18 protein-coding genes and 1 CRISPR repeat array are annotated in these 23,437 nt (G+C 48.3%); of the genes, 6 read left to right on the forward strand and 12 right to left on the reverse strand.

Translation table 11 applies throughout. From position 1 onward, the window contains the following. The 3 genes from OCH80_RS08695 to OCH80_RS08705 form a co-directional block, all read left to right on the forward strand. Positions 1 to 226 (forward strand): hypothetical protein (locus tag OCH80_RS08695; protein WP_404540044.1); only part of this gene is annotated, 226 nt, incomplete at its 5' end. 166 nt (positions 227 to 392) lie between these two features. Beyond that, a complete protein-coding gene (locus tag OCH80_RS08700) occupies positions 393 to 788 on the forward strand; it encodes a GNAT family N-acetyltransferase (RefSeq protein WP_404540047.1) in 396 nt (131 codons plus the stop codon). 380 nt (positions 789 to 1,168) lie between these two features. Beyond that, positions 1,169 to 1,633, forward strand: a complete 465-nt coding sequence (locus OCH80_RS08705; RefSeq protein ID WP_404540049.1) for a pyridoxamine 5'-phosphate oxidase family protein — start codon at positions 1,169 to 1,171, stop codon at positions 1,631 to 1,633. Positions 1,634 to 1,894: 261 nt separating this feature from the next. On the opposite strand, the gene OCH80_RS08710 is transcribed toward OCH80_RS08705, so the two are convergent. The 11 genes from OCH80_RS08710 to OCH80_RS08760 form a co-directional block, all read right to left on the reverse strand. Further along, positions 1,895 to 2,542, reverse strand: a complete 648-nt coding sequence (locus OCH80_RS08710) for a hypothetical protein (RefSeq protein WP_404540052.1) — start codon at positions 2,540 to 2,542, stop codon at positions 1,895 to 1,897. Between the two features lie 143 nt (positions 2,543 to 2,685). Next, positions 2,686 to 4,297: direct repeats of the CRISPR family, unit length 36 nt; unit sequence GTTCTCGTCTCCTTCTAGCGGAGATAAGTTGTTAGC. A 158-nt stretch (positions 4,298 to 4,455) separates the two neighbouring features. Beyond that, the gene (gene cas2, locus OCH80_RS08715; RefSeq protein ID WP_404540055.1) at positions 4,456 to 4,761 is read right to left on the reverse strand and encodes a CRISPR-associated endonuclease Cas2; all 306 of its coding nucleotides are present in this window, start codon (positions 4,759 to 4,761) and stop codon (positions 4,456 to 4,458) included. Further along, complete coding sequence (gene cas1, locus OCH80_RS08720; protein ID WP_404540058.1) at positions 4,761 to 5,675, reverse strand: type II CRISPR-associated endonuclease Cas1; 915 nt, start codon at positions 5,673 to 5,675, stop codon at positions 4,761 to 4,763. Before cas1 ends, cas2 begins: the two co-directional genes overlap by 1 nt. Before the next feature lie 3 nt (positions 5,676 to 5,678). Beyond that, a complete protein-coding gene (gene csm5, locus OCH80_RS08725) occupies positions 5,679 to 6,707 on the reverse strand; it encodes a type III-A CRISPR-associated RAMP protein Csm5 (RefSeq protein WP_404540061.1) in 1,029 nt (342 codons plus the stop codon). Positions 6,708 to 6,709: 2 nt separating this feature from the next. Continuing rightward, complete coding sequence (gene csm4 / locus OCH80_RS08730) at positions 6,710 to 7,606, reverse strand: type III-A CRISPR-associated RAMP protein Csm4 (RefSeq protein ID WP_404540063.1); 897 nt, start codon at positions 7,604 to 7,606, stop codon at positions 6,710 to 6,712. Between the two features lies 1 nt (position 7,607). Further along, positions 7,608 to 8,276: a type III-A CRISPR-associated RAMP protein Csm3 gene (csm3, locus tag OCH80_RS08735; RefSeq protein ID WP_404540066.1), complete on the reverse strand. Its 669-nt coding sequence runs from the start codon at positions 8,274 to 8,276 to the stop codon at positions 7,608 to 7,610. Then, positions 8,269 to 8,751: a type III-A CRISPR-associated protein Csm2 gene (gene csm2, locus OCH80_RS08740; RefSeq protein ID WP_404540068.1), complete on the reverse strand. Its 483-nt coding sequence runs from the start codon at positions 8,749 to 8,751 to the stop codon at positions 8,269 to 8,271. The genes csm3 and csm2 overlap by 8 nt, the downstream gene beginning before the upstream one ends. A gap of 2 nt (positions 8,752 to 8,753) precedes the next feature. Beyond that, complete coding sequence (gene cas10 / locus OCH80_RS08745; RefSeq protein ID WP_404540071.1) at positions 8,754 to 11,093, reverse strand: type III-A CRISPR-associated protein Cas10/Csm1; 2,340 nt, start codon at positions 11,091 to 11,093, stop codon at positions 8,754 to 8,756. Continuing rightward, positions 11,086 to 11,838, reverse strand: a complete 753-nt coding sequence (gene cas6 / locus OCH80_RS08750; RefSeq protein WP_404540074.1) for a CRISPR-associated endoribonuclease Cas6 — start codon at positions 11,836 to 11,838, stop codon at positions 11,086 to 11,088. The genes cas10 and cas6 overlap by 8 nt, the downstream gene beginning before the upstream one ends. 103 nt (positions 11,839 to 11,941) lie before the next feature. Further along, complete coding sequence (locus tag OCH80_RS08755) at positions 11,942 to 13,867, reverse strand: hypothetical protein (RefSeq protein ID WP_404540076.1); 1,926 nt, start codon at positions 13,865 to 13,867, stop codon at positions 11,942 to 11,944. Continuing rightward, on the reverse strand, positions 13,857 to 17,699 hold the full coding sequence (locus OCH80_RS08760) for a hypothetical protein (protein ID WP_404540079.1): 3,843 nt from the start codon (positions 17,697 to 17,699) through the stop codon (positions 13,857 to 13,859). Before OCH80_RS08760 ends, OCH80_RS08755 begins: the two co-directional genes overlap by 11 nt. A 178-nt stretch (positions 17,700 to 17,877) precedes the next feature. Between OCH80_RS08760 and OCH80_RS08765 the strand changes: the two genes are divergently transcribed. Continuing rightward, positions 17,878 to 19,821 (forward strand): alpha/beta hydrolase family protein, encoded by a 1,944-nt coding sequence (locus OCH80_RS08765; protein ID WP_404540082.1) that lies wholly within the window; start codon positions 17,878 to 17,880, stop codon positions 19,819 to 19,821. 52 nt (positions 19,822 to 19,873) lie between these two features. Here the strand turns inward: OCH80_RS08765 and OCH80_RS08770 are convergent, their stop codons facing one another. Further along, complete coding sequence (locus OCH80_RS08770; protein WP_404540084.1) at positions 19,874 to 20,626, reverse strand: PrsW family intramembrane metalloprotease; 753 nt, start codon at positions 20,624 to 20,626, stop codon at positions 19,874 to 19,876. Positions 20,627 to 20,967: 341 nt separating this feature from the next. On the opposite strand from OCH80_RS08770, the gene OCH80_RS08775 reads away from it, so the two are divergent. Both OCH80_RS08775 and OCH80_RS08780 read left to right on the forward strand, forming a co-directional pair. After that, complete coding sequence (locus tag OCH80_RS08775) at positions 20,968 to 22,335, forward strand: aspartate ammonia-lyase (protein WP_404540087.1); 1,368 nt, start codon at positions 20,968 to 20,970, stop codon at positions 22,333 to 22,335. 192 nt (positions 22,336 to 22,527) lie between these two features. Then, positions 22,528 to 23,139 (forward strand): DedA family protein, encoded by a 612-nt coding sequence (locus OCH80_RS08780; RefSeq protein WP_404540088.1) that lies wholly within the window; start codon positions 22,528 to 22,530, stop codon positions 23,137 to 23,139. The last annotated feature ends 298 nt before the right edge of the window (positions 23,140 to 23,437 follow it).

Raw genomic sequence — 23,437 nt, forward strand, 5'->3', positions numbered from 1 at the left:
GTTAAAGAATCAATTAGCCGGAAAGATTTATTTACACAAAAGAATTGACAGTCTCAAGGCTGATCCTATGTTATCCACAATCATGATCTTTTATGTACATCAGAATTTACAGTATTTGATATCCACTATGTCCTTCCTGCATACTATCAAACAGTATTTTTCAAAAAGCTTGCGCCCCGCTATCATAAAAGCATCAAGAGAATCTGACAAGCAGAAAGGAAAATAATAAACATGAAATTACTGATTTTGGCAGCTAATGGTCAAATTGCCCGCATTGTTGAAGAAAGACTTTGACCCGCCCTGTATAATTAAGAAGAATAGGCCTGCTTAACCAGCAGACCTATTTTTTCGCCTTCCCTTTTGCTAGAATCAAGAAAAAGGAGGCCGACAAGATGGAAATCACGAAAAGCAGCGGGCAAGTCAACGAGAAAGTACACCAAATGCTGCAAGAATACAATGCTCAGTACATGGAAGATTCGGGTGACTACATCTTTTACATCGAAGAGGATGGCAAAATCGCGGCAGGTATTGTTGCTACTGCTGTCTTTGACACGGTTGAAATCGACTATCTTTGCGTGGCTGAAGGATGCCGCAGCCATGGCTACGGCCTGCAGCTGCTTAATAAGGTGGAAAAAGAGGCCGCGGCTAAGCAAATCAAACGCATCATCCTTAACACCTACAGCTTTCAAGCGCCAAATTTTTACAAGAAGTTGGGCTATAAGCAGCTGTTCAAAATCGCTCCAGCCTTTAAGGACTATGATCAGTACTACTTTATCAAGGAGCTTTAAACAGAAAAATGGTGATCCAGAACGGACCACCATTTTTTGCATTACTGCATCCCATACCCGATTACTTTTTCTTCGAGCTCACTAATGACATCTTCAGAAATGTCAGCGACGGCAATTCGGAAAATTTGATTCAAAGGAGTCTGCCTGGAGCTCTTTTGGTTTGATAATACCCGCCCCGTGGCTGCTTCATATTTTTTATTCGCTGAGTTACGGAATATCCCCTGTTCATGGTCCCATCCCCTTTTTCTAATATCTTATCAGTTTTCAAAAAACGGTGGAGTCCGAATGCGATCGAACTTCACCATTTTCGTTCAGAATTTAAATGTGCTATGATAATCATGTAGATCTTAAAAGTACACTTAAAATTGGAGGACTAACAATTGCGCGTACCAGTACCTGCTTTGGATGACAGTTTGAGCAAGGAAGAATTTTTAAAGCTGATTCCGGCAGCTTTTCAGTCGGTAGTCTTTGGGACGATTGCCAATAACCGCCCGTACACAAATGTCGCAGACATCGAACTGGAGCTTGACGGCAAGCTATACTTTGCAACGACTTACCAAAAAGGCTTCTATCACCGCCTGCACGCGCAGCCGTATGTTTCAATCACCGCGCTCAAAGGCGAAGAAACCATGTCCAGCGTGGGCTTTACCTTGAACGGGACGGTTAAGGAAGTTGACTTATCCTATCTTGACCGCATTTACGAGCAGCATCCGGAAATGCTGGAGATCAACAAGACGGAATCAGAACGCCGGGAGCTGCTGCGGCCTTTTGAAATCGCGCCGACTGACGGCTTCGTCTATGACTTGCGCCAGACGCCAATCTTTCAGAAAAGCTTTGATTTCTGAGAGGGATGCCGCGCCAATCGACTGATATGCGATTTTTTGGGTGACGGACTGCTGTTGCGCACTTAGGCGATATTGAGCTTTTTCATAGCAAATCCGCGTCAAGATGATTGATCCGAAATGGAAGTAGCGCGGTATATTAAAATCCCATCCTAGCAATGCTAAGATGGGATTTATCAGTTTATGAGACTTTATTCCAACCTCGATCAACACGCTTCCATACGTTGATTATTTGGAAATGACAGCTTGCCTAGAAGACAGGGCTTATAGACCTTGGGCATCTTGATAGTTGGTTTCTGCCAGCCATGATATAACTGCATTGCCAACATCAGTACGATGCACATCATGGACTGATCTGCTATCGCCAACATCTATTACCGGCTCTAAGCCTTCCGACTCGTTAATTCTATTTGCGGCTGCAAGACTTGCAATTACTGCATCATGTTGGCGCCGTCTAGCATTATCAAGTCTGGCATATTCTTCTCGGTAGTAATTCATATCATTAGCTTCTTTGGCTTTAGCTAACTTTAAATCGAAATCTCTTACAATTGTTGCATATTCGGCCATATCATTAATTAACATGTCATGAAAGTCAGAGTAATAGTTTTCGTCTTCTTCGTCAACTAAGTTGCCTAATTCGTCTAGTGCCTTTTGATTGATAAAGTATGCAGCCATTGGTCTATTCTGAATAACGGATTTCGTCCGCTTTCTAATATAGTCTGAATTCGCTTTTTCAACTTCATTCATATCAGTTGGATCTTCGACTAAATTAAGTTGGTAGAGTACCTCGCCAATTTGCTTGCGATTATTAATCCACTCTTCGTCAGTCGATAGGCTCTTTATCTTACTGTTTAATTTGTTCAAGCGAATATATAAATTAATCTTTTGGGTCTCGGTCAGTTTATATGTCATATTAATTTCTCCTTACTTTTTGTTTACGATGTTGCTTCATGTACGTTGGACTAGCAACTTCATCGGTAAAATCTTTCTTTTTGCGATTGATTTCCCATCGATCTTGATCGATAGTGTTTCTAAATTCAAACTCAAAGTGATAAACACGCTCCATTTTCTAGCGGAGATAAGTTGTTAGCATACGTCTACAAGGGCAAAAAGCTGCGTGAGGAGATGCCGTTCTCGTCTCCTTCTAGCGGAGATAAGTTGTTAGCCCAAGGCAAGCAGGAGTACCAAGAGCGCAAGGCGTCACCTAAGGTTCTCGTCTCCTTCTAGCGGAGATAAGTTGTTAGCTCGAAAAGTCAATCGTTGATGGCATCAAGGCTGGAGTTCTCGTCTCCTTCTAGCGGAGATAAGTTGTTAGCAGATGGACACGATCTTTAGAAACTCTGCATTGATGAGAGGTTCTCGTCTCCTTCTAGCGGAGATAAGTTGTTAGCCTGAAAGCTTTGAAGAATTTATGCAAAATTTTGAGTTCTCGTCTCCTTCTAGCGGAGATAAGTTGTTAGCTAAGTTCTACATGATGAAAAAAGACAACAAAAAGAATAGTCTGTTCTCGTCTCCTTCTAGCGGAGATAAGTTGTTAGCCGATGGCTTTGAGAGATGGCTGGAAATCCCAGTTAGGTTCTCGTCTCCTTCTAGCGGAGATAAGTTGTTAGCTGAGTTCTGTTTTTATGGGTTACGTCATCGGTCGGCCCGTTCTCGTCTCCTTCTAGCGGAGATAAGTTGTTAGCGGAACTTGAAGCGCAAGAAATTCTTGATCGTTTCGACCGTGTTCTCGTCTCCTTCTAGCGGAGATAAGTTGTTAGCTTACGGATGACTTTTATTGTTACGGGCGAACATGGGTTGAATTTAGGTTCTCGTCTCCTTCTAGCGGAGATAAGTTGTTAGCAGATAATGACAAAAAATCATTAAAATCTTTAAATGACAAGTTCTCGTCTCCTTCTAGCGGAGATAAGTTGTTAGCAAAAGCAATGTTTAACGATATTAAAGGGATTGCAAGTTCTCGTCTCCTTCTAGCGGAGATAAGTTGTTAGCAAAGGATGGTGTAGCAAATGACTAGAATTAAGCACAGAGTTCTCGTCTCCTTCTAGCGGAGATAAGTTGTTAGCTTGTAAAAAGTTTGACGGTTGTACTGTTTACGAACATCAGTTCTCGTCTCCTTCTAGCGGAGATAAGTTGTTAGCTTTAGCAACGGTTCTAAAATAGCTAAACATAGCTTTTTTAGGTTCTCGTCTCCTTCTAGCGGAGATAAGTTGTTAGCCGTGACAATCTTGTAAGGTTTGCTGTAGTCCCGCTCGATTTCGGTTCTCGTCTCCTTCTAGCGGAGATAAGTTGTTAGCTCTTTTTTCTTCAATCGTTGCGCCTTTTTTGTAGATCCGTTCTCGTCTCCTTCTAGCGGAGATAAGTTGTTAGCACAACAAACCTTTTTTAAATGAAGAGGTCGTTAAATTTGCGGTTCTCGTCTCCTTCTAGCGGAGATAAGTTGTTAGCAAAGAACAAGATGGAGGAAAAGAAAATGTTTGATCAGATGTTCTCGTCTCCTTCTAGCGGAGATAAGTTGTTAGCTTCGTGATGTTTAATTTTCTTTTTAATTTGATTAAGGTTCTCGTCTCCTTCTAGCGGAGATAAGTTGTTAGCATCAAGACCAGGTGTATTTTTGCTGATCGACCCAACAAAGTTCTCGTCTCCTTCTAGCGGAGATAAGTTGTTAGCAGACCAAGCTTGAAACACTGATGCATGAAGCAATTCCCAGCATTTTGATCGTCCAATAACCGGGCAGAACGCTTCAAGCTGCATCCCTTTTTGTCCAATTTTCGGGCAAAAACGGCTGTCTGCTAATGAGAACATAACTTATTATACCATGCAAACTATTAAATCACGATCACCTTTGGCACAGATACCGTCTTAAGTGGTGCATTCGGCCCCAAAATATTGATCTGTTTATCATTCACCTCATTTGGCAGCAAATATAGAGTTATCATGCCGTCATCTGGAACTTCATTTTTCAAAATTTTGATCAAATGATCCTTTGTGGTATCGGACTCAACTTCTCTTTCATACAAGCTGTATTGCTTCATGTCAAATCCCAGCTCGACCAGCCGCTTCCTATATTCAGCGGCTTCTTTGCGTTCTTCTCTAGTGTTTCTGGGCAGATCAAAACTCAATAGCAGTACCATCACTTGCCTCCTTGAATAAAGGTTGGCAACTTCAGGCTGCTTGCACTATCCGCTTGAAGACATGCCAAATATGACTTGATAGTTTCCTCTACCGCATCCCCGATTCGGAAAATCTTGTCCCCAATTACGCATTTTTCCAGCATGATATGAACAATCGCCTGTTTGTCTTCCGGCGTCAGCTCAACGTCTTCGACATCTCTTTCCCGCAAATGCAATACAATCGAGAAATCAATCAGTGGCCGGTAGCATTCTATTAAGTCATCTGACAGATTAAAAGGATTTTCCGTTGAGCGGTGGTTCACCCCATAGCTTGGTTCCAAGCCATGAACGACAATCTTTCTTCTGATCAGCGCCCGAATAATCGCATATCCATAGTTCAGACTGGCATTAACCAGATCGTCATAGCGGCCGCGCTTGAAATCCTTGCCAAACAAAGACTGAAAGTACTCCCTGGCCGTGTAGGCTTCAGTATTATGTTTATCTCCCTCCGTGACGTTTTTCACAGCTGACCTAAGCAGCTCAACATCTGTCTTCGGCCTCTCCAGAAGCTCCAAACATTCCGCCTGATTCTGAATCTTTCTGACCACGATCTTATGCCAAATGCGGCTCTTGGCTTTAGCACTCAAGTTCAGCTGCTTTTGCAGCATCTCCAGCCGGTGCTCCTGACCATAGATATTGTCAAACAAGACGAGCGGTGAATGCTTGCTGTCACAGAAAAGCAGCATAATATTGTTCTCAGCGCACTTTTCAATCAAGTGCTGACTCAAATAGCTCTTTACGTTGTCAAAAATTATCGCGTCAAGATCCTCATAGGCAAAGTACTTCTCCGTATGATCCTGCAGGTTCGTCGCTTTCACGCCGAACTTGCTTATCCCGACGAAATTTACGTTCTCAACATACAGAATATTCTTCATACGTCATTTTTTCTCTTTTACGCTGAAACAGCATCTGCCCATTTCATAGAAGCCGATATTTGCTTCAGTATCTCTTTTGCCGCTATTTTCAGCAACCAAATTCTGTTTTACTGACCTCAGCTTGTATGCCACGCGCTTGGCTTTAGTCAGCTTGAACACGCCATTCCCCTTCATCTTCATTCGCCTTGGAGTATCGTCTCTAATTCTATCGAGATCGATCTTGCCATAATTTGCCTTAGTCCATAAGCCGCTGCCACCGCCAAGATAAATTGGATGATTGTAGCCGTGCTGCTGGTATTTTGGATCCAAGTCCTTCAAAAATCTCGCTTCATATTGCTTGTAGAATTCATCCGCGGCCTTGCTCAAGCCATTGATCAAATCAGCCGCTTCATCGCCAACCGTCGTGATGGTAAAGGTAACCTTGGTGAAGGGCTTGAGGCACTCCCTAGTCAGCGGCAGCGGATTTGGATCCGGCTTGCGCTTGTTGTAGTCCCATTTCTTGGCAATTATCAAAGAAGACAAAGCCAGTGGCTCGCTGTCGGATACCCGGATATTATGGAAAATATCATCCTTGCCACCCCAGTGTGGTTCTTCGTATCCAAAACGGGTGTTGAGCAAAATCGTTCTGATTGCCCCCTTAAGAGATGAGCCTGGAATATAGGGTTGGCCTTGTGGATCCTTGATAAACTTGGCAATTTCATTCAATCTGTCAGGGTCAACGCCCACGTCAACCTCAGCCCCCGTTCTCTCAATGGCGTAACCACCCAAATCACGGTCAGTAAAGTCGATCCGGCGCAAGAATTCACCCAAGCGTTCATTCTTTTCCTGCCGTCTTGAAGACATCAGGTAGTTTTCAAAAGCCTCCTGCTGGCGGGGCTTGGCAGCCAATTTCTGATAAAGGGTTACAAAATTTGGAAAATAATACTTGTTGTTTTCGTAAATGTATTCCCGCTGCTTATAAGTTTCTCCGTTGCCAATGAAAACCGGAGCCAGAGTTCTCAAGATGAACTGGAATTCTCTGTATTGTTGCATATCTACACCTCAAAACTATAAAACAAGCCCTTGGCGAAGTTATAGACTGGATGAGCGAAATTAGCTGGCCGCACGTCAACGATCGCGCCTTTGTACTTGCTCTTAAAGATGCTGCCAGCTTTGAACTTGTACAGATCCTGCTTTCTCAGCAATTCCTGCTCACTTTCGCTGTACGCGAAGCCACTGTCCTTCTTGATCTCGTAGGTAGCGTTATCCATCACTTCTTCCAGTTCCGCATTCCGCGGCAGACTGGCAGCCAATAAAAGCTGCCAGTCGCCTTGGTCAGCTTGCATCCGCGAACTCATTTCATCTGGCAAATCCATGATTTCCAGATCAAAAGACCCATACCCCGCGCTTCTCTTGCCGCCCAAGCCGCTAAACTGCAGGCTCATCATCAGCTGATCCAGCAGCTGGCTTTGCTCCGCAATTACGTATAAAGCACCAGAAAAGCTGGTAACCGCGACTTCGTATGGATCTTCACCCTTTTTGGTCACTTCCGTCGTCACCGCGAAAGCTGCCTGCTTAGCAGCAAGTTCTTCAACGTCTGCCTGGCCATTCACGAAGCTTTGAAATTCCGACAAAGGCACGGCATACAAGCTGTCAGCAATCTTTTGGCTGTTCGCGTCATGCTGGAAATGTTCAAAATCAAATTTCTTTGCCTTTGGATACGAGACTGGTTTAGGCAAATACGGCTCGCCAACATACGGAAAGGCATCGCTCAGCACGAAGCTCTCTTTCTCCGCTTCATTGATGAACTCATCCAGGCAGTCATTCTTCAATGCTTCCAGACATAGGGCACTGAACAGTCTGCTTGCCTCAAAGTGAGCGACACTGGTATTAAGATAGCCATCGCCAAAATGCGCCTTTTGAAAGTGCATTCGATAGATTTTCAGAGCCATCTTACCCCTCCAGTTTGTCGTTGATCTCGCTGACGTCGTAATCGCCAAAAACAGTTTCCGCATGCAGATTCGTGAATTTGACCTTGCCGTAGCCGCGGCTGCCGCTGCCACCCAAATAGTCCAGCTCCAGCAACTTAAAGCCGGTCAAAATCGTCTCCAGATCTTCTTTGACTTGGGATGAATCAAGCACGTCATAAATCAGTTCAAAATTGAAGCGGCTTCCCCGGACAGCCCGTTCGATCTGTCTTGGATTAGCCTGCATTTTAACCCGGTCAATCGTATTTTCAAACTTTACCTCAGTATAGGTATTGATTCCCATGTCAACCAGTTCTTGGCCATTGGACAAGACGCTGTCTCTAAAGAGCAATCTGCCCTGAACCGGGGCTTTGCCATCTTCGCCACCAGCAGCGGCAGCGCCAAACAAGCGGATGATTTGCTCGCAATCTTGGTTTGGATTGTTGGCAATTTTGTCGTTCATCGCCGCGGCCAGCAAAGTGCGCATCTTCCCCTTCAGGCTTGAGCCAGGAATAACCGGCAGGTGGGTCAATGGATCCCGGATGATTGGATTGTCAATCGCCCCAATTGCTGCAAAAGCCGTGCTTGCCCCGATGTGCATCCCGCTTTCCAACACCAGCTGTCCCGTAAATCTGATTTTTGCCAAATTAGTCATTGTTTTGTCCTCCACCGTAATACTTGAAGTATGCCACCAAAGCTTCCATATACTTGCACAAACGGATGATCTCGCGCTTTTGCTGGCTTTCGCTGCCCGTCTTTTGTTCAATCTTCTTCACGATCTCCAGCAGCTGGCTGGCATCAATAAAGCTCTTCATGGCTTGATTCCTACCGGCAGTATAGACCAGTTGAATCCGGAAATAGGTCAGCTGGTCATAGATACCGGCTAAGCCGGAAATGTTGGTCGCATCAAAAATTGCGCTGGTCATTCCCAGCAGGTTTCTCAGCTGGTTATAGCTGATCTCATCATTTTCCCTGGAGCCAGGAGCCTTGAAGCCATTCTGTTTGCAATACCGGATAACTGCTTCTGCTTCATCGACATAGCGTTCATCACTGAAAGTAATCTTGATGTTTGGTTTTGGCACTTCATAGCGCGATTTGTTATTAAAGTGCTGGTGTGAATTTTGGTACATGCTTATTCTTCCTCTCTGATACTGTAGACATACAGGGTCAATGCCAGCTCAACTTGGCTGATTTCTTTGTCATCGCTGAACCAAGTCATGATGCGTTGCTTGAACTTTCTAAAATTCTCTTTGTTGCTGCTTGCTTCCTCCAGTCTGGTCAAGTAATAAGCCAGTCTGGCAAATGAGATTCTGTCTTGCCGCTCACGGATCAAGTCCAGCAGCTTGTAAATAAAGACCTTGCCCCGTTCAGATTCATTGTCAAAGAAATCAGCGATAATTCTGAGCTTGCCTTCAAGGATGTCTTTTTCATACTCATCGAAGGTCAGCACATTCTCCTTGCTGAACAAGGCGATCCGGTCTTTTCCGGCTAATTTAGCCGCTCTAAGCAGCTCCTTGCTTTGCCGGGCAATAATATTGATCGGCATTGAATCAGGGAAAAGGCCAATGGCGGCCGACAGCGTCATTTTATGGTCAGTCCATTTGACAAATGTATCACGGATATCCTGGGCAAAATCAAGCAAGTCATCCCAAGCTCCTAATACAAAGGCATCATCGCCTTGAGAATAAATGATGCTTAAATGATAGTCTTCTGCAAACTGATTCAAGTAGAGCTTAAAGAAGAGGTCAATTCTTCTGGAAAGCTCAGCAAAGCGACTGATCGTGGTGAATTTGCCGCCTTCCTGCGGATAAAAGCCAGTCAGAAATTTCGCGTGCAAGTCGTCAATGTCAAACATCAAAGACCCAAGGCGCTTGATCCCTGTCGGCAGCTCTTCTTCTGCCCGCCACTCCCGGTCACTGAAGTAGCTGAAGCTGTTGCGCGGCGCGCGGCTGAAATCGCTGACCCAGATATGCGTTGCCTGCTGCTTGCCACTCGCGTAAGAATTCTTCGTATAGACCTTGCCAGAGAGCTCTTGATCTTGAACTTCTTCCTCGCTGACCGTATGCAGGTAGTGCTCATCATCCAGCGGCAAGCCGCGGCTGTCATCGTTGACGACAAAATACTTTTCCTTCTGGATGTCCTGGGAGAAATTCTCCAGCTTGCCACAGAGCACGCACTTGTTCTCATCTGGAAGCAGGTTCATTACGCTATGGCAAACCGCGCATTCCCGGCCGCTCTTCTTGCCAAAGGCGTTCAGCCGCTTCAGGGTGGCCATGTCATAGCGCTGGTCCAAATCACGGTCAATCCAGCTATCAAGGTCCTTGAAAAGCTCAGCATAGTTTTTAGCTACCCGTTGATACTCTTCCAGCTTGCTGTTGCCGGCCTTGATGTCAGCAGCCGAGAATTCTGCCGTCCCAAGGGCGAGGTAGAGCTTGCTGCCAAAATTCTTCAATAAGAACTCATTGAACCGCTTTTGTGCTTTTTGGATGATTTGGACATTGCGGCCAGTATTTCCGACAAAGAACAAGCCATCATGGCTGTTTTGATAAAGGACGTTGGCCTCTGTCAGATCCATTTCCGCCAGCAGCCGGTCCAAGAACCAGCGCGTCAGCATCTCAACATAGAAGGCCCGGCTCCGCAGCTGCTTGTATGCCCCTTTGCTGGTAATCGTGTTGATGAAGTCGTCAGTTCCAGCAAATTCATAGCCTACCAACAGAAAAGCCTTTTCTTTATAGAACTTTTTCTCCCGGTAGCTGCTCTTGCCGTTGCCAAACAGCGTCTCTTGATAGTCATGATCGTTGTGATAGTCAAGGTACTGTTTGATCGCGCAGGCAAAAGCTGCCGACAGTTTCATGTGGTCATACAAGGAAATGTCCGGTTCCCCGTCTTCAGCCGTGTCTGATGGGATTTCTCCCATTGTCTCTTCAACCAGGTTCATTACGCTGGGAATGTAGTCTTCCGTCAGTTCAACTTTCTGCATCCCTGCCTTGAAAAGCCTGACTACCCGCTGATAGCGCTCAGGCGTGAATTCTTCCTTTTCGTTTACGACAAGCGGGTCCATATCGGAAACAAGATCAGGCCGCATCTCAGTAGGATGAAGGCAACGCTTGCCTTGTTGATCGCCAAAGCGGTTGAAAATATCTGACAATGGTATTTTGTGATCCCATTTGCGCGTTCCGCCTTCTTCATAGCGTCTGTCGGTCCCGGCAGCAATATTATCGCCGATATAGGTCAGGTATGCGGCGCTGTCGGCAGGGATATCCGCGTTTCTAAGATTGGTTGGCTTTTCTTCCCACTGGTTGTGGTGATAGTAGAGCGCGTCAATTATCTGTTCATCATCGGTATAGTCCTTGATAAACTCTGAGCCTAAAGTCTGGTGATTTTTTCTCACTCCGGATTCCTGTCTTTGAATCGCCTTGCCAATGTCGTGCAGGAACGATCCATAGAAGGTCTCCACCATTTTCTTATCCATTATGTTCCCCCTCAGTCAATTGTACCGAGCCCATGCCAAGGCTGGTCTTCACGCCAACGCCGGCATATTCGGCAAACTTCAGCAGCATAGCCGCATAATTTGCCAGTGTTTCCGCGCCATTGCAATAAAAAGCCAGCTTCCCGCAGAAGCCATTGATATACGCTTTATGAATGTAGAAGCGGCGCGAGTGGATGCTGAAGTTGACCAGCTTGACCTTGTCACATAGCTCGTCCAGCAAATCCAGATCAATCTGCTCAGTCTTTTCAAAGATGGCATTGTACTTCTTCATCAGGCTTTGAAAGAATAAGCGGGTATCCGGCAGATTGTAGTATTCTCCATTGGTCTTAAAGGCTAAAGGCGTCGTGACCAGCACCTGAAGCAGCCGCTTAGTCTTTTCCGGCTGGTAAAAGGCCTGGGCCAAGTCCTGGCTGCTTAAGATTTCCTGCTCTTTCTTCACGATCTTGAACTCTTCCTGCCGGGTGCTTTTCAGCGTAAAGCTGGTAAAGTCAGGATCGAGCAGCACTTTCGCGATTTCTGCTGCCGCTTCATCTGTCAGCATTGCGATTGAGAAAACGACCTGCTTCTTTGAAGCATGAACCGCGATCGTGACTGGGTTGACGCCCGTTTGGTGCATCCTAGCCGCGAAATCCTCACTAATTCGCGACATCAGCCAGCCATGAAAGTAAACCGCGTCATTTGTGCTTGTTTTTCCTTTATTATTGCAAATCAGATTAATTTTTTGCACCTTACCATCTCCATCCAAGAATCCGCTGTCATAAATCTGAGCTATTTTTATATTAGCACCTCTCACGGCAGAGTCTAGCTAATATTCATTCACATCCGCGGTCTTATGCCCAGCTCATTTTTGCTGCTTCCTTGAGCAGCTTCAACGGATACGGCAATACAGTCAGCTCCTTGTACTTGACGAAGGTTACCTGGGTCATTTTCAGCATGCGATAAAGCTTCTTGGCCTCTTCTTCTTCAATCTCGCCTGACAATTTGCTGATCTCGCGCACGACTGAGCCTCTTTCAATCGAACTGTTCATCCCCTTGCCGATCTTCCCGACGTTAAAATACACTCGGCCCGCATGAAGCCAGTGATTTTCATATATCATCCCACTGAGGTACTCATTCAGGCCCTGGTTGTTGCGATAGCTGCGGAAGTTTGGCTCTTGGCGGATTTTCTGATAAAGGCTCTTGTTTGGTATGGTTCTGAAATCAGTCGGCTTAATCCCGTACAAAACGCCATCAATGCGAACCAAAAGCTCATACCTGGTCTTCTTTTTCCCCGTGTCATCTTCTTTTAGTAAGCCAGCTTGCAAAAACGGATTTTCCAGTCCGGCTGGATCAAATCCGAGATTGCTTGCCGTAATCTCAAAGCTGCCGTTATCTTTAAACGCCAGTTTCCAGCAGTTCTGGCCTTCCACGTCCCAGTAGAAGAATTCAGCCCCAGGCTCCCCCTGCACCTTTAACGGCTCAATCGTTTGCTGCACGATACACTCTTTGACCAATAGCTCCTTGAGACAGTTGTCCAAGGCGGGATGATTCGTGAGCTTGCCGTCATGAAAACACGTATCTAAATAGATGTGCTGCACGAGCTTCTCTTGGTCGCTCTGCTGGTAGCGGTCCCTGCCCTGATACTCTTTGGCGTGCAAGACGACCGAAATATTCAAGCCGGCTTTAACTTGATCAGAAATCAACACCTGCCCGACTTTAGGCTCGAAGTAATCTTTAAGCTGCTGCAAGTCCACGTCTTTGCCAGTCTGATCGATCAGGTAAATAGTCTTGTCCTTAAAGAATTCATCGACCGTTGCCTGTTGTTCTTTCCGCAGCTTCTGGCTACTGTCCTGCACGGCATCTGTCTTGGCAGCAATTTCCGTGAAGGTCAGCTTCGAGATGTAGCCAGTTCCTTCGTAGTAGCTATTAAAGGCATCAAGCAACTTATATGCCAAGCCTGTCTTGGATTGCGTAAATGATGTCCCGTTGCTTAGCGCAAAGAACTTCAAAGCGCCGTCTCTGGTCTTAGGCTTTTCGTTTTGATAAAGAGGGGCATTTAGATAGCAGTTATCGTTCAGCCTGCGGATTTGACTAAAAATTCTCCGGATAATGTCAATCTTGAAAAAAGGGCCAGATAGCAAATTGCGCTCCTCCAGCTTATCTTTAAGCTTATCTCCATATGCTTGCTTGAACAGCCTGATCGAGGTAAACAAGGAATTGGAAATCTGCAAGGTTTCGGAATACTCACCGAAATTCAATTTATACAAGACAATGCAATCACTGTTATTCAGTGATTTTTTGCCGCGAATGTAGAAGTACAAGTTGCCAAAGATATTGCACCGGGACAGCTTTCCCTGCTGGTTGAGCTTGAAAGCAAAAGGCACGTTCATGAAGAGCAGCTTAAAAACGGTCATCTTCGTGATCTCCGCGCTGCTCTTGACTGCCCGCGGCGCGGTAACGTCAGTCTTTCTAAATGCCCGGCAGCCGCGCAGCTTTTCCGCCGTCAGCTGGCTGCTTTTCGCGCTCATGCAGTAAACGCGCCGCTTGTACCCGCCTGCCAGATATACCGGCTGGTAGCAGACCAGGAGCTTCCCCTGGAAATCGTCAGCCAGCTGGTTGAGCAGGAACTTTAAGGAATATCCTGCCTTTTGGCCATCATCCAGGCAATCCATGTAGAAGATATCGTAATCTTGCAGGATCTTGCCCAAATGTACCTCAAACCAAACCTTATTAAGCGTGATTATGTTTTCTATATCTTTATGCTGCTTATTTTTCATGAGTTAATGACCTTCTTAATTCTTCAATCAATTTCATATTCAATTTGCCATCGGCATCGAACAGGTATGGATAGCAGTAGACTTTGCCGTCCTCAATCGGACCAACGATGCTGACCGGGTGAAGACTGCTCTTGGACCACTGGAGAATGTTGATGATTATCGCCGAATTGCCATGCTTCACCATGCCCAGCTTTTTCTTGATCCATCTCAGCGTTTGCGTCTCTGAACTAGTGCTCAATCTGGTATCGTAATTCTTCCAGTCAACATAGACATACTGGCCGTCAGCCTTTTTAACGAAACCGTCAAAGCGCTCCAGCTCGTCTTTTGGAAGCTGGTCCATGCCGTGGTAGTCCAAGCCAGCCTGTTTCAAGACTGCCTCGCCAATCGCTTCCCCTAAAGCCCCCTTATACAGGTTGTTGAAGGCACCTGGTATCAGCAGGTAGCGGCTGGGCGCAAAGTCAAGCTGATAGCCCTTCTCTTCCAGCTGCTGCTTCAGCCAAGGATAGCGCTGGAAAATTTTGGCAAAACGCTGCAGATACCCTGGATAATCCAGATAACGCAGCTTATGCCGTTGAACAAGCTTGGCCTTGCGCATCTGCTGCTTGACCTCGTTTCTGTCTTCTCCAAGCGCCAGCATCCGGGCCCAGTCCTTGTCTTCACAGAAATAAAAGCCGGAGATCGGATGACCAAAATCCCAATAATAGTTGCCCAGCAGCTTGGCCAGGTTCGGGTCTTCTACTTGCGGCCATTCCGCGAGCCAGGGATGCTTGGCGATAAAAGTCCGCAAGCTGACCCAGAGCTTTTGCATTGCTTCAGGTCTAGAAACCAGCCCGCGTGCGTCCTGCACCAAATAGGTCATCGCATTGTTGGCCAGTACCATGCGGCGCTTAAGCTTGTGCTCGGCCGTTTGATCCGGCAAAGCCGGCCGCTTGGGCGCTGAAGCCGCGATGGCTTCCATTACCGCGTTCGTGCGTTTATCGGCAATTTGCTGCTGATCCAGATAGTCAGTGATGTCTTCATCCAGGATGACCAGCATCTTTTTGGGCTTAACCACGGTTCTGACCATTCTCCCGCTGGTTTGGTCGATCTGACTGGTATACGCCCTGCATTTAGCCTGGATTCTGTTAAAGGCATTGGCCTCCCGCTTGAGAGGGTGGCGATTGTAGCTGGCTTCAAGCAAGTGCTGGGCATCGGCATAGGTAAAGTCTGGAGTGCCCAGGGTCAAAAGCGCGTCGCAGTCATAATGCATTTCCAGAAAGTTCATAACCTGCTCCGCCTCTGAAGCCTCCTGGCCACGATCTGTGCTAATAGCTGGCAAAACGTGCGTTGGCAGTTCCATATAGCAGCCATTAATGTCGACCATTGGCTGCTCCTGGTCATAAAAGCGCTCATCAAGAATGACGTAGTCATCTGGATACTTCTTCAATAAGTCCTTGGCCGGAAACTGCGGATTGACTGCCCGGCTCATCGTTGAATATGAGGTCAGCACGATCTTGAGCTTGCCCTTGGCCCACGCTTCCTTGATTCCTTGCAGCTGCTTCTCCGCGTCGCCCTGCGCGCTTACGCGCACCAGTACTTGCTCTTGGGTCAAATAGCCCAGATCTTTTAAAGTCTGCTCATACCACGCTGCCTCCTCTTCTTTAAGTCTGCGGTTGGTGTAGGCAATAAAGGCAACCCGGCTTGGGTGGGCCTGGTGCTCTTTGCAAAAAGCCGCCAAAGCCTGCAGCAGCTTCAGATTCCGCCCGAAGAAATAGCAGACGTCGTTGATCTGCTGGCCATTTCCTAAAGGCTCGTTGGCCTCAGGCCGATAAGGGCAGTTAAAGTCAAATCTGCCGCCATTTGGCGCCCCGGGCATGCTGGCAATCAAGTCGGCGGCTTGCGGATTGGTCAAGGATGCGTCTTTGAGCGCGGCCTTAAAGACATCGCGCAAATTTGCTCCATCTGGCAGTCCAACCCACTGTACGGCAATCTTCCCCTTGCTTCTCTGGGCCTGATTGCGGGCTTCGTTTTCCGCGTTCAATTGCCGCTCAACCTGCTCGGGCAGCTGGTAGACGCGCGGAACGTTGTCATAGACCCATTCCAAGCCGAAATTGCTGAATATTGAGTCCGTCTCGGCAGTCGCGGAGACCAGAATCACCCGCCACTTGCTGGCCAAGATCGCCAAAAGCAGCTCCGGAGTCAGCCGATCACCATAGCGAAAGACTTTCACATCGGTTCTTTTTGACCGGTTGGAATTTATGGCGTGAATGATGAATCCTTTAGCAAAGACCGAGTCATCGCTGGTAAAGTTGGCCTTGATGCCCGTTTGATGGCGCGGCGGAAAATCCGGCGTATAGGTGCTTATCAGATAATTGATCAAGCGGTCATTGTCGCTGGTCTTCAGTAATGACCGCAGCACAAAGCGCTGCTCATCATCCAGCTCCATCGGCTCCCGGTATGGTTCTTTGCCAAGCTTTTGCTGATGATCGTCAATTTCTTTGATATGCTTCTGCACGTTCTTGCCCATGGAATAGCTGTTCTCGACGAAGCCGGCGATTTTCTGGTTCAAGTCAGCCAGCATCTTGTCCAGTTCAACTGCCTTCTGCTTATGCTTCTGGGTGCTATCCGCTTTTTCAATCACGTTGACGCGTTGCTTCTTTGCCTGGCCGATGCTGAAGGGATCTGACTTGTATTCAACCTGAAGCCGGTCATTGATGCTCAAATAATTGGCCTCGCCTTCGTTGATCAGGAACTGCTTTTCAATCTGATCTTCCTTCAGGCTGCTCCCTACTACCAAGTCATCTTCAAGATGGTATTTTCGTGATAGCTCAGCAAATTGTTTATGCCAAAAGTCAATTCTCGCCTTGTTGTCGCCAGCCTGTTTGATTTTCGGATTCGGTTCGCTCTTTTTAGGGTCAAGCGCATCCCTGATTTTCCGTGCCAAATAGTAAAGATCGATGCGGTAGTCTGGCTGATTCAGCATTTGGCTCAGCCAGATCTGGTGAATTTTGTCGGCCTCATCAAGAACCAGATTGACTGGCGCCGGATCCTTGCTGCCAGGAATCTTGCGGCTGAAATTCAGATGCCAATAGCACTTGCTCTTGCCCTCAAAGCTCTTATACGGGAAGAGAAACTTGTCTGCCGTCATCACGATGATCTTCTTATTGGCCAAGTCATAATCTGGAAACATCAGGCGATACCAAGGAAGAGACTCAAAGACCAGCTGCCTCATCCGCTGCTTTCGCGCGTTGGCATCCAGCTTTTTCTGCCGCTTGTCGTCTTCAAGATCGACGAGCCGGCTGGCATCATCGTGGATCATCCACTTGATTTGACTGAATTTCTTGGAAGCCTCCGTCTTTTCTTCAGTGCTTTGAAAATCAGGAAAGACCAAGACTGACTGCAGGGCGGCGAAGACTTTCCCAGTCTTGGGGAAGCTCTTGGGAAGATTCTCCGCGCGCCATTCCTCATATAATCTCCGGCGCGTTTGCCAATTGCCTGCCGTTTCGCCCGCTTTTGCAAAGACCTGCGTATTAAAATATTCTTTCACCTGGTCTTGTTCAGACAGCACGTCGACCAGGAAGTCATCCGGATCTTGCCCCAGCTTCATCAGCAGCTCCCGGCAGCTTTGACAGACCTCATCGCGGTCCTTGCGAAGCGGCGTCAAGTAAATAGTTATTTGCTGGTCAAAGACTGCCCGCTTGACGATCGCGCGCACCGCGCCATAGGTTTTGCCTAGGCCAGTTGCCTGCTGCAAGATGCTGATCAACGCTTGCTCCTTTTGGCCGGTAATTTCTTCGATTGCAGCCTGCGAGCCATTGACGCAGGGGATGTCTGCCGCATCTTCTTCTGACATTTGTCTGCTCCTTTCATTTTTTCTCTGTAACTAATGCAATTTCATTTCAATTTTCAAAAAAAGCATAGCATCAATTGATAGCGCATACATTAAAAAGCCGTTTTTTGTAAAGTTTTTGTAACCACCTGCAGATTAGAGTAAAATTAAAACAAATCACTGACAGAAAAGAGGACGCAAGATGCAAGCAATCAAGATTGAAGACTTTTTGCATTACAGCAATTTAGGCAAGCTCCAGTGCAAGGGGCAGAGCCTGGCATGGGTCAAGGCCCTGCCTGACGCGGCAAAGAAGGAAAAATACCGCTATACTATCGATGAATACAAGGACGGCACGATCCACCCCCTCACCTCCTTTGGCGAGGAAAGCGACTTTGTCTTTGCTGACGACAACACCATCTATTTTGCCGGCAATCGGACCAAGGAAAAGGACAAGACCTTCATCTACCAGCTTCACTTGGATGGCGGGGAAGCCCAGGTCGCAGCTGCTTTGGATCACGCGGACTACGGCGTGGCCGACGTCTTGGCTGACGGCCGCCTCCTGCTCACCCGCCGGGTTGACCTGAATGAAGCTGCCAAAAAGAAGGACCCTGACGCCAAGGACTACATCGTGATGGACGAGTTCCCGGCCTACTTCAACAACCAAGGCGTCATCTCCAAGCTCCGCGACCGCCTGTTTATTTTTGACCCAAAGACCCAGCAGCTGACTGAGCTCTTGAAAGATGACAAGTACTTTGCCTTTGACTTCTTCCAAGCCTGTGGCCAAACTCTTTACTTCACCGGGGAATCCTACACCCATTCCAAGAGCCTGAAGCCGGCCCTTTTTGCCATGGACCTGGACACCTTAAAGACTGAAGAGCTGTTGCCAAAAGACCAGTGGGCGATTTTTGACATTTTTACCCTCAGAGACCAGCTCTACCTGGCCGCCACTGACCAGCAGCGCTACGGCGTGGAAGAGAATCCCCAGCTCTATCTTTATGATAAAAATAAGCACGGACTTAGTCTGGCCGCGGCTTGGGACGACTGCTGGGGCAACGTGGTCGACACCGACCTCTGCCTGCTCGACGTCCGCACCAGCCGCAAGTTCCAGGATAAGCTTTACTTCACCACTACCAAAGTCGACCACTGCGTCCTGGAAGTTTTTGACGGGGAAACGGTCAAGCCAGTCTTTGAATTCCCATCCATTGACTACTTCGACTTTACTGGCGATGGCACCCTCTGGTTCACGGGAGCTGCCGCTAATGAAACCCAGCAGCTCTACTCTTACAAGGATGGCCAGCTGAGCAAGCATTCAAATTACAATGAAGACGCCTTAAAGGACCGCTATGTCGCCAAAGCCCAGCAGCTTGACTACACTGACGCTCAAGGAAAAACTCAGCATGGCTGGGTTCTGTACCCAAAGGACTTTGATCCTAAGAAGCAGTATCCTGCGATTCTCGATGTCCACGGCGGTCCAAAGACGGTCTATGGCACGCCTTTCTTCCATGAAATGCAAGTCTGGGCTGGCGCGGGCTACTTCGTCTTCTTCTGCAACATCTATGGTTCAGACGGACAAGGCAACGATTACGCTGATATGCGCGGCAAATGGGGCCGGCAGGACTACGACGACTTGATGAAGTTCACCGACGCCGTCTTGGACCAAGTGCCGCAGATTGCTGCTGACAAATTGGGCATCACGGGCGGCTCATACGGCGGCTACATGACCAACTGGGTCATCGGCCACACCCACCGCTTCGCCGCTGCTGCCACCCAGCGGTCCATGTCCAACTGGTTCAGCGACTCATTTTTGTCAGACATCGGCCCTTGGGACGACCTCTACGCCATCGGCGCCAAGGAACTGGGCGATGACCTGGACTACGCCTGGCAGCAGTCCCCGCTCAAGTACGCCAAGAACGTTACGACCCCAACCCTCTTCATCCACTCTCTAGAAGACTTCCGCTGTCCTTTGCCGGAAGGGATGCAGTTCTTCCGGGCCCTGCTCTACTACGGAACCGAAGCCAGAATGTGCCTGTTCAAGGGCGAAAACCACGAGCTCTCCAGAAGCGGACAGCCGAAGCACCGGATCCGCCGGCTCACCGAAATCACCAGCTGGTTTGACAAATACTTGAAAAAAGAAACAGCAAAATAGTTTTGACATAAGCAAAAGCCGCATCCTTAACGGATGCGGCTTTTTACACGACTTAATATCTGTATTTGCGTCTTGCCACTTGGAAGTACTTGTCGTTCTTGGACATGTGGTCGACCAAGATGAACGAGATCAAGAACAAGACGGCGATAAAGGCCACGAAGACCCACTGCCAGCTGGCATCGCGGATCGAGGCAATGTAGTCGTAGGCCCCGTGGATGGCAGCGGGGACAACTACGGCTAAAATCCGGCACAGCTTGGCGCGGAAGTTCTTGCCCAAATAAGAGCAGCCCCGGGCCAAACCATAAAAGACGCCCATGAAGACGCCGAAGCACGCGTGACCAGGAATTGCCGTCACCGCTCTGACCAAGGCCGTTGAAAAGCCATAGTAGAGCACGTAGCTGATGTTCTCCCATAAGGCGAAGCCCAAGGCCACGAACACGGCATAAACCACGCCGTCATACTGGCAGTTGAACTCGGGATTGTTCCAGGACCGGCGTTTCAAGAAGAAGTACTTGCCGCCCTCTTCCGCGTAGCCCACGATCACGAAGTACATGATAACGTTGTAAAGGTCAGCCTTCTGCGAGACGAAGTTGACCAAGACCGCGTTGCCCAGCCACTCAATTGCCCCGGCAACCACCGCCGCCCAGAAGCCGCCCTTGACCATGGTCCAAAGCAGGTACGGGCTCTCCGGCTCCAGGCGGTCGGACTGGTAGACCTTGACCATCAAGAAGATGGCTGGAATCGTAGCCGCCAGGATCAGCAGCCAGTTGTAGATCAAAATTGGTTCAAGAAAGAAGAAAAACATGTTGCTCAGAACCTTTCATTTGCTAATTCTCCTTGTAATTATAGCAATTTCCGGTCACCGTTTTTGCAATAATTAGGAATAAGTTTGAAATCGCCTTATTTTTTTAAATTCAAGCTCTTTTTGGCTCGCAAACGGCCCTTTTTGCCCTCGGTCTGGGGGAAAAAATCTCCCAAAAGCTAACTTTTTAAAAATCAGCTCCCTTAAAGCTGCGAATTTTAAATTTTCATCCCCTATTTTCATCACTTGCGGAAGAATTCGCCCCTCCCTGTTCACATTGGTCTAATTTTATTCTATAGTATTTGCCATAAAGAAATTTACGAAAGAGCGAGGCAAAAAGAGACATGAAAGATTCACGCAGAATTGAAGCAGATTCCATCGGCAGCTTGGCCGTACCCGCAAAAGCCTACTACGGCGTACAAGCGGAGCGGGCCAGTCAGAACTTTAAGATCACCGGCTTGAAGATGAGCCCAGAATTTCTGAGCAACCTGGCCTTGATCAAAAAGGCCGCAGCCATGATCAACCACGAAATTGGTCTAATCGATTCTGACCAAGCCCGGGCCATTGAACAAGCCTGCGACGAAGTGATCGATGGAAAGTTTTCAGAAGATTTCATCGTGGATCCAGTCCAAGGCGGGGCTGGGACGAGTGCCAACATGAACATGAACGAGGTCATCGCTAACCGGGCCAACGAAATCCTGGGCGGCGAAAAGGGCAAGTACGACCTGGTTCACCCAAACGACAATGTCAACATGGCCCAGTCAACCAACGACACCATCCCCACTGCCGGCAAGATGACCACCATCGTCCTGGCTGAAAAGCTGGATGCCGAGCTCACCCGGCTGGAATACGCCTTAAAGGAAAAGGCGGCCGACTTCAAGGACATCATCAAGATGGGCCGGACCCAGCTGCAGGACGCGGTGCCAATGACCTTGGGCGACAGCTTCCACGGCTATGCCTCAATGGTAGTCCGCTGCAAAAAGCGCCTGGCCAAGGCAGTAGCCGAAATGCACGTCATCAACCTGGGCGGGACGGCCATCGGGACGGGGATCAACGCCTCCCAGTTCTATGAAGACCACATCGCCGACCAACTGAGCGAGCTTTTTGGCCGGAAAATGGTCCAAGCCGACGACCTCTTTGACGCCACTGAAAACCTGGACTCCTTCGTGGAAGTCTCTGGGGCCTTGAAGGCCTTGGCCATCAGCCTGTCCAAGATGTCCAACGACCTGCGCCTCCTGTCCTCAGGTCCGCGCTGCGGCTTAAGCGAGATCAACCTGCCAGCCAAGCAGAACGGCTCCTCCATCATGCCGGGCAAGATCAACCCGGTCATCCCCGAAGTCGTCAGCCAAGCCGCCTTCCTGGTCTGCGGCCATGACACGACCATCACCATGGCGGCTGAAGCCGGGCAGCTGGAATTGAACGCCTTTGAGCCAGTAGTCTTCTATCAGCTCTTTGAATCATTCAGAGCCATGACCGGCGCGGTCGATACCCTGGTGACCAACTGCATTACCGGGATCACGGCCAACAAGGACCACTGCCGCCAGCTCAAGGAAAGCAGCGTCGGCATCGCGACCGTCCTTTGCCCATACCTGGGCTACCAGGAATCCGCCAAGATCGCCAAGCGGGCCCTGCGCGAAAGAAGAAGCGTCCGCGAACTGGTCCTGGAGCAGCACCTGATGAGCCCCGACCAGCTGGACATCCTGCTGAAATAGGCCGCGGCATTTCAATCCTAGTTTCCTGTTCTTAATTATTCCAATCTCAATCATCTCTTATTTCTACAAGCAGCTAAAGATCAAATCCATGTAAAGCAAGCTCAAAGAACTCTTAAGAAAGCGGCTGACTAACCCTTTCTTAAGAGTTTTTTGCTATCTTGGAAGAAGAATGAATTAGATGCGAGGTTATTTATGGACGAAACAATCACACAGCTGATCCAGAACTATGGCTACTTGGCGATCGCCGGCCTGATCGCCCTTGAAAACATTTTTCCGCCAATCCCGTCAGAGCTGATTCTGACCTTTGCCGGCTTCATGACCCTGACCACGGGGCTGAACGCCTGGGGCGCGGTTGGGGCGGCCACTGCCGGGGCTCTCTTTGGGGCCTTGATCCTCTACCTCTTGGGCACCGCCTTTGACCGCCAGCGCTTAAACCGCTTGGCCGCCAGCCGCTTTGGCAAGCTCCTGGGGCTGTCTCCGGAAAAAATCGCCAAGACTGAGCGCTACTTTGTCAAGCATGGGAAAAGCGCGACCTTCTTTGGCCGCTTCGTGCCGGTGGTCCGGAGCCTGATCTCCATTCCAGCGGGCATGAGCCACTTCTCCTTGCGCCATTTTATCGTCTTCACGACCTGCGGGACCTTGATCTGGAACACGGTCTTGATCTTCGCCGGCCGCCTGGCGGGCAGCGCCTATGAGCAGGTCATCGCCAACTACCAGGCCTTCGTGGCCCCAGTCCTCCTGGCCTGCGCCGTCTTGGCCATCTGCTTCTTAGCCTTTAAAAAGGCCAAAAAGGCCGGCGATTAGCTTGCTTTTAATAACTTTTTCTGAAAAAGTTTTGACATTTATTAATCCCTGATTAAAATTTGATTTAACCGAATAACTTAAAGATGAAGAAGACAGGCGGCAGCAAGCATTCTTTTAGAGAGCCAGCGGCTGGTGAAAGGCTGGCAGACCCTGCAGCTGTGCGCAACCCTTCTTCCAGATTGCCGGCTGAAATTCTTAGTAGGCTGGGCCGTCGGCGGGACGTTACCCTGCTAGAGCATGCTAGTGTTAACTACTAGTCTCAAAATACGTAGCTAAAATGTGCTAACGTATTTAGATG

Source organism: Lactobacillus sp. 23-2, from assembly GCF_044902225.1.
Taxonomy (GTDB): Bacteria; Bacillota; Bacilli; order Lactobacillales; family Lactobacillaceae; genus Lactobacillus; species Lactobacillus absianus.

Coding starts and splice junctions, on each gene's coding strand:
- OCH80_RS08700 (WP_404540047.1), top strand. CDS start 393: ATGGAAATCACGAAAAGCAGCGGGCAAGTCAACGAGAAAGTACACCAA.
- OCH80_RS08710 (WP_404540052.1), bottom strand. CDS start 2,542: ATGACATATAAACTGACCGAGACCCAAAAGATTAATTTATATATTCGC.
- cas2 (WP_404540055.1), bottom strand. CDS start 4,761: ATGGTACTGCTATTGAGTTTTGATCTGCCCAGAAACACTAGAGAAGAA.
- cas1 (WP_404540058.1), bottom strand. CDS start 5,675: ATGAAGAATATTCTGTATGTTGAGAACGTAAATTTCGTCGGGATAAGC.
- csm5 (WP_404540061.1), bottom strand. CDS start 6,707: ATGCAACAATACAGAGAATTCCAGTTCATCTTGAGAACTCTGGCTCCG.
- csm4 (WP_404540063.1), bottom strand. CDS start 7,606: ATGGCTCTGAAAATCTATCGAATGCACTTTCAAAAGGCGCATTTTGGC.
- csm3 (WP_404540066.1), bottom strand. CDS start 8,276: ATGACTAATTTGGCAAAAATCAGATTTACGGGACAGCTGGTGTTGGAA.
- csm2 (WP_404540068.1), bottom strand. CDS start 8,751: ATGTACCAAAATTCACACCAGCACTTTAATAACAAATCGCGCTATGAA.
- cas10 (WP_404540071.1), bottom strand. CDS start 11,093: ATGGATAAGAAAATGGTGGAGACCTTCTATGGATCGTTCCTGCACGAC.
- OCH80_RS08755 (WP_404540076.1), bottom strand. CDS start 13,867: ATGAAAAATAAGCAGCATAAAGATATAGAAAACATAATCACGCTTAAT.
- OCH80_RS08760 (WP_404540079.1), bottom strand. CDS start 17,699: ATGTCAGAAGAAGATGCGGCAGACATCCCCTGCGTCAATGGCTCGCAG.
- OCH80_RS08765 (WP_404540082.1), top strand. CDS start 17,878: ATGCAAGCAATCAAGATTGAAGACTTTTTGCATTACAGCAATTTAGGC.
- OCH80_RS08770 (WP_404540084.1), bottom strand. CDS start 20,626: ATGTTTTTCTTCTTTCTTGAACCAATTTTGATCTACAACTGGCTGCTG.
- OCH80_RS08775 (WP_404540087.1), top strand. CDS start 20,968: ATGAAAGATTCACGCAGAATTGAAGCAGATTCCATCGGCAGCTTGGCC.
- OCH80_RS08780 (WP_404540088.1), top strand. CDS start 22,528: ATGGACGAAACAATCACACAGCTGATCCAGAACTATGGCTACTTGGCG.